We start from the raw sequence: 5,550 nt of genomic DNA on the forward strand, positions 1-5,550 counted from the left end.
CGCTCGCGCAGCACCGACGGCGGCTCGGCGCTCTGCGCCGCCAGCGCGGTGGCGCCGGAGAAGGTGCCGAGCGCCAGCGCCCGGCCCTGCTCGGGCGTCAGGCCCATGTCGCGCGCGGCGTCCATCAGCGCCTCGATGAACAGGAACACGTAGGCCGGGCCGGAGCCCGACAGCGCGGTCACGGCGTCGAGGTCGGCCTCGCGGTCGACCCACAGCGTGGCGCCGGTGGGCGCCAGCAGAGCCTCGACGCTGCTGCGCTGGCCGGCGTCGACCTCGGGCCGCGCGTACAGCCCGGCGATGCCCTGGCCGATCAGCGCCGGCGTGTTGGGCATCGCCCGCACCACGCAGCGGTTGCCGGTAGCGGCGACGATGGCGTCGGTGCGGATGCCCGCCATGACGCTGAGCTGGGCGGCCTCGCCCACATGCGGCGCGCAGGGCGCGGCCGCCTCCCGGAAGATCTGGGGCTTCACGGCCCACACCACCAGGCCGGCATCGGCCAGCGCCGGGGTCGCCTGCTCGGTGGCGACGATGCCGAAGGCCTGCTTCAGGCGCTCGCGCTGCTCGGCCCAGGGTTCGACGACCAGGACTTCGTGCGCGTGCACACCGCTGCGCAACAGGCCGCCGATCAGCGCGCTGGCCATGTTGCCGCCGCCGATGAAGGCGATGGGAGAGGAAAGGTGGTTCATCGGCAACTCCAGGAGCGGGATTTCGATCGGAGTTCGAGTCTAGCCAGCCGGGCGCGTTCCGCGCCGCGCGGCTCAGTGTGCGCCGGCCAGCAGCGCGGCGTTGCCGCCGGCCGCCGCGGTGTTGACGGTCACCACCTGCTCGGCACAGAAGCGGTACAGGTAGAGCGGCCCGCCGGCCTTCGGCCCGGTGCCGCTGAGGCCTTCGCCGCCGAAGGGCTGCACGCCGACCACCGCGCCGATCATGTTGCGGTTGACATAGACGTTGCCGACGCGCGCCGCGTGCGCGATGCGCTGTGCGCGCGAGTCGATGCGCGTCTGGACACCGAGCGTGAGGCCGTAGCCCAGCGCATTGATCTGCGCCACCAGCGCCTCCACGTCGGCCGCACCGCCGTGTGCGGCGGTGCCCGGGCCCCAGCGCACGACGTGCAGCACCGGGCCGAACACCTCCTGGCGCAGGTCGGCCACGCGCGCCAGTTCGTAGGCGCAGGGGGCGATGTGCTGCGCGCCGGCCGGGCCGTCGGGCAGCGCGCGGCGCGCCAGCAGCGTGGCCTCGCGGTCGAGCCGCTCGAGCTGGCGCGTGATGCCGGCGTGCGCCTCGGCATCGATCACCGGGCCGACGTCGGTGGCGTACTCCGCCGGGTCGCCGACGGCCAGCTCCTGCAGCGCGCCGCCGATCATCGCGATCACGCCGTCGGCCACGCCCTCGTGCACGCACAGCAGGCGCAGCGCCGAGCAGCGCTGGCCGGCCGAGCGGAAGGCGCTCTGCACCACGGCATCGGCCACCTGCTCGGGCAGCGCGCTGCTGTCGACCACCATCGCATTGAGGCCGCCGGTCTCGGCGATCAGCGGGACGATGGCGCCGTCCTTCGCGGCGAGCGCGCGCTGGATGTGCTTGGCCACCGGCGTCGAGCCGGTGAAGCACACGCCCGCGGTCAGCGGGTGCGCCACCAGCGCGGCGCCCACCGTCTCGCCGGGGCCGTGCAGCAGGGTCAGCGCGTCCTGCGGCACGCCGGCTGCATGCAGCAGCCCGACGAAGCGCTGCGCGACCGCCGGTGTCTGCTCGGCCGGCTTGGCGGCCACGCTGTTGCCGGCCACCAGCGCGGCGACCACCTGGCCGGCGAAGATGGCGAGCGGGAAGTTCCACGGCTGATGCAGACGAACACGCCGCGGCCGTGCAGGTGCAGCGTGTTCGATTCACCGGTCGGGCCCGGCAGCTCGCGCGGGCCGAGCGTGTCGCGCGCCTGCAGCGCGTAGTAGCGGCAGAAGTCGACCGCCTCGCGCAGCTCGGCCACGCAGTCGCCCAGCGTCTTGCGCGCTTCCTTCACCAGCAGGCCGCACCAGGCCGGCAGCTCGGCCTCCAACCGGTCGGCGGCGCGCAGCAGCACGGCGGCGCGCTCGGCCAGCGGCCTGTCGTTCCACGCCGCCTGGCCGGCATGCAGGCGGCGCATCATCGCGTCGATCTCCGACACCGGCGTCTCGGCCACCTCGGGCACGCGAGTGGCCGCCACCGCGGCCAGCAGCGGCGCGCGCTCGGCGGCGATGCTCAGGTCGACGCCCAGCGCGTTGCGACGCGCGCTGCCGTAGAGCAGCAGCGGCGACGGCTGGCCCGGCTCGGGCGCGGCCTGCAGCGGCGACGCGAGCAGCGCGTCGACATCGACCTGCGGGTCGGCCAGCTGGTGCACGAACGACGAGTTGGCGCCGTTCTCCAGCAGGCGGCGCACCAGGTAGGCCAGCAGGTCGCGGTGCTCGCCGACCGGCGCGTAGATGCGCACCGGCAAGCCCCCCGCTTGAGCGGGGGGAGCGGGAGGTGTGTACCGCGACACCTCGCGGTACACACCCTCCCCCATGCCGTGCAGCCGTTGCAACTCGAACGGCGTGCCGCGCACCCGCGCCATCTGCACGATGGCCGCGACGGTGCCGGCGTTGTGGGTGGCGAACTGCGGGTAGATGACGTCGGCGTGGTCGAGCAGCGCCTTCGCGCACGCGAGGTAGGAGATGTCGGTGTGGTGCTTGTGCGTGAACACCGGGTAGGCGGCCAAGCCGAGCTCCTGCGCGCGCTTGATCTCGCCGTCCCAGTAGGCGCCCTTGACCAGCCGCACCATGAAGCGCAGGCCGTGGTGGCGGGCGATGCGCGCGACCTCGTGCACGCATTCCTCGGCGCGCGTCTGGTAGGCCTGGATCGCGAGGCCGAAGCCGCGCCAGCGCGGGTGGCGCGCGGCGATGTGCGCGGCAGCAGCGTCGATCAGCTCGAGCGAGAGTTCGAGCCGATCGCTCTCTTCGGCATCCACGGTGAGGTTGACGTCGGCCGCCGCTGCGTCGTCGATCAGACCCAGCACGCGCGGCAGCAGCTCGGCGAAGACGCGCGCCCGCTGCGCATCTTCGTAGCGCGGGAACAGCGCCGACAGCTTGATCGAGATGCCGTCGTTGGCTTCCGGGCCGGCACCGGCCACGGCGGTGGCGGCAATGGCCGCGATGGCGTCGCGGTAGGAGCGCAGGTAGCGCTGCGCATCGTGCGCGGTGCGGGCGCCCTCGCCCAGCATGTCGAAGCTGAAGCGCAGTTGCGGCTGGGCCTGGCGCTGACTGCGGGCCTCGCCCAGCGCCTCGGCGATCGACTGGCCGAGCACGAACTGCCGGCCCAGCAACTGGATGGCGCGCACCGTCGCCGCCACCACGGTCTGCGCGCCCAGGCGCTGCAGCAGGCCGGGCGGGTGCTCGCCGTCGGGCAGGAACTTCTTGGACAGCGCGATCGCGCTGGCCGACAGGCTGGCCAGCCTCTTGTGCGGGCCGTCGCCGCCGGTGGCGGCGGTGTCGAAATCGGCGCGGCCCAGCTGGTCGGCGGTCAGCGCGATCGCGGTGGCGGCATCGGGCACGCGCAGCAGCGCCTCGGCCAGCCGCATCAGCGCCAGGCCTTCGGCGCTGGAGATCGGGTACTCGCGCAGCAGCGACTCCATGGCCCAGAACGGCGCCGGTTCGTCGCGCACCGCCTGCACCCAGCGACGCGCCAGCGCCTGCACGCCGGCCCAGTCGAGCGCTCCGGCCAGCGCCGCCAACCGGGCCTGGAGAACGGACGCCTCGTCGCGCAGCGGCGACGGCAGGCGGGCGGCGGGCGTGGCGGTGGGCAGCGGCATGGTGGCAGACCTCGATCGGCGTGGACCGGCCGCCCCGTTGGCCGCCGTTCCTGTTAGCGTAAGGCCGTCCTTGCCGAATGATTCACCAAGCTCATGCCTTCCAGCCGCACAAAATCCAGCACGAAGCCCAAGGCCGCCCGCGCGGGGGCCGCGGTCGCCGAGCCCCCACCACGGGCCATCGAGGGCCTGGACCGCACCGACCAGCGCATCCTGCGCGTGCTGCAGCGCGATGGCCGCATCACCAACCTCGAACTCGCGCAGCAGGTGCATCTGTCGCCGACGGCCGTGCTGGAGCGGGTGAAGCGGCTCACGCGCGACGGCGTGATCCTCGGCTACGAGGCGCGCCTGAATCCGGCGCGGCTGGGCGCGGCGATGCTGGTGTTCATCGAGGTGATGCTGGACCGCACGGCGCCCGACGTGATGGAGAGCTTTCGGGCCGCGGTGCAGGTGCGGCCCGAGATCCTGGAATGCCACCTGGTGGCCGGCGGCTTCGACTACCTGATCAAGACGCGCGTGGCCGACATGGCGGCCTACCGCGAGATGCTGGCCAGCGTGATCTGGGCGCTGCCCGGCGTGCGCGAGACGCGCACCTACGCGGTGATGGAGGAAGTGAAGAACACCACGGCGCTGCCGCTCTAGCTAGGGCCGCGCATGCGCGTCGCCGCACTCGCCGACCGGCGTGGCGGTGACGCGCTGGAAGAAGGTCATGTTCTTGCCGCCCAGGCGCACGTTCAGCGTGCCGGTCCACCGATCGCGCGCGTCGGACTGCCAGCGCGCATCGCCGGTGGTGCCGTGGCCGCCGTGGCAGGCCAGCCGGTAGGTGGCGTCATCCAACGGCTCGAGGCGGCAGTCCTGCAGCGACACGTCCTGCAGCATCCAGAACACCGTCGCGCGGTCGGCCACGGCGAGACAGCGTTGCTCCCTGCGCACCGCGTAGCGCAGGTTCTCGTCGAGGTGCGGCATGCCGGTCTCGGTGCTCAAGTCGTAGAGCCGGCGCGGCGGGGCCTCTCGCTCGTCGGCGGCGGCCGCACCGACGGCGCAGAGACCGGCGACGAGGGCCCCGCACCAGCGCCTGGTTCGTGTCGTCATGGGAGCCTGTTCTCGCCGCGAGGACGGCGCGCCCCGTGCACGGTCAACCCGCACGCCGGAAGGTGAGGTTGATGCGGCAGTTCCCGGTCGCCGCGTGTTCACCGTCCTTCAGGGCCAGCACGCCGTGGTAGCGCAGCCGCGACGGGCCGCCCCACACCGCCACATCGCCATGCACCAGCGGCACCCGCGTGGTGGGGTCGCTGCGCCGGCCACCGCCGAACAGGAAGACCGCCGGCAGGCCCAGCGACACCGAGACGATGGGCGCGCTGAAGTCGCGCTCGTTGCGGTCCTGGTGCAGGCTCAGTCGAGCGCCCGGCTCGTAGCGGTTGATCAGGCAGGCGTCGGGCGCGAAGCCGGAGTAGCCGGCCTGCGCCGCGGCCCGCGCGGCCAGCTCGCCGAAGCGGCGCGGCATCGTGGGCCAGGGCCGGCCGCTGTCGGGATCGACGGCGTCGTAGCGGTAGCCGCGGGCGTCGCTGACCCAGCCGAGCGCGCCGCAGTTGCTCATCGCGACAGACATGCGAAAGCCCCCGGGCGTGACCGGATGCCGGAACGGTGCCTGCGCCACCAGCGCCTGCACCTCGGCGAGCAGCACGGCGGCCTCGGCGGCCGCGCCGCCGCGCCACACCAGTGCGCCGGGCCGAGCGCTC

General features: G+C 73.7%; 4 protein-coding genes and 1 pseudogene. 1 reads left to right on the forward strand and 4 read right to left on the reverse strand.

Annotation, left to right across the window (positions count from 1 at the left end; genetic code table 11):
* On the reverse strand, positions 1–686 hold a 686-nt coding region (proC, locus tag Y694_RS19340; RefSeq protein ID WP_036235511.1), incomplete at its 3' end, for a pyrroline-5-carboxylate reductase.
* Positions 687–758: 72 nt separating this feature from the next.
* Positions 759–3,814, reverse strand: a pseudogene (locus tag Y694_RS25035) (L-glutamate gamma-semialdehyde dehydrogenase).
* Positions 3,815–3,907: 93 nt separating this feature from the next.
* Here Y694_RS25035 and Y694_RS19350 point away from each other — a divergent pair.
* Positions 3,908–4,453: an Lrp/AsnC ligand binding domain-containing protein gene (locus Y694_RS19350; RefSeq protein ID WP_231497796.1), complete on the forward strand. Its 546-nt coding sequence runs from the start codon at positions 3,908–3,910 to the stop codon at positions 4,451–4,453.
* On the opposite strand, the gene Y694_RS19355 is transcribed toward Y694_RS19350, so the two are convergent.
* Together Y694_RS19355 and alkB are read right to left on the reverse strand one after the other, a co-directional pair.
* Complete coding sequence (locus tag Y694_RS19355) at positions 4,454–4,903, reverse strand: hypothetical protein (protein WP_036235514.1); 450 nt, start codon at positions 4,901–4,903, stop codon at positions 4,454–4,456.
* Positions 4,904–4,946: 43 nt separating this feature from the next.
* Positions 4,947–5,550, reverse strand: a 604-nt coding sequence (alkB, locus tag Y694_RS19360; protein ID WP_036235518.1) for a DNA oxidative demethylase AlkB, incomplete at its 5' end; no start/stop codon positions are given.

The organism is Methylibium sp. T29-B (assembly GCF_000576225.1).
Taxonomy (GTDB): domain Bacteria; phylum Pseudomonadota; class Gammaproteobacteria; order Burkholderiales; family Burkholderiaceae_C; genus Methylibium; species Methylibium petroleiphilum.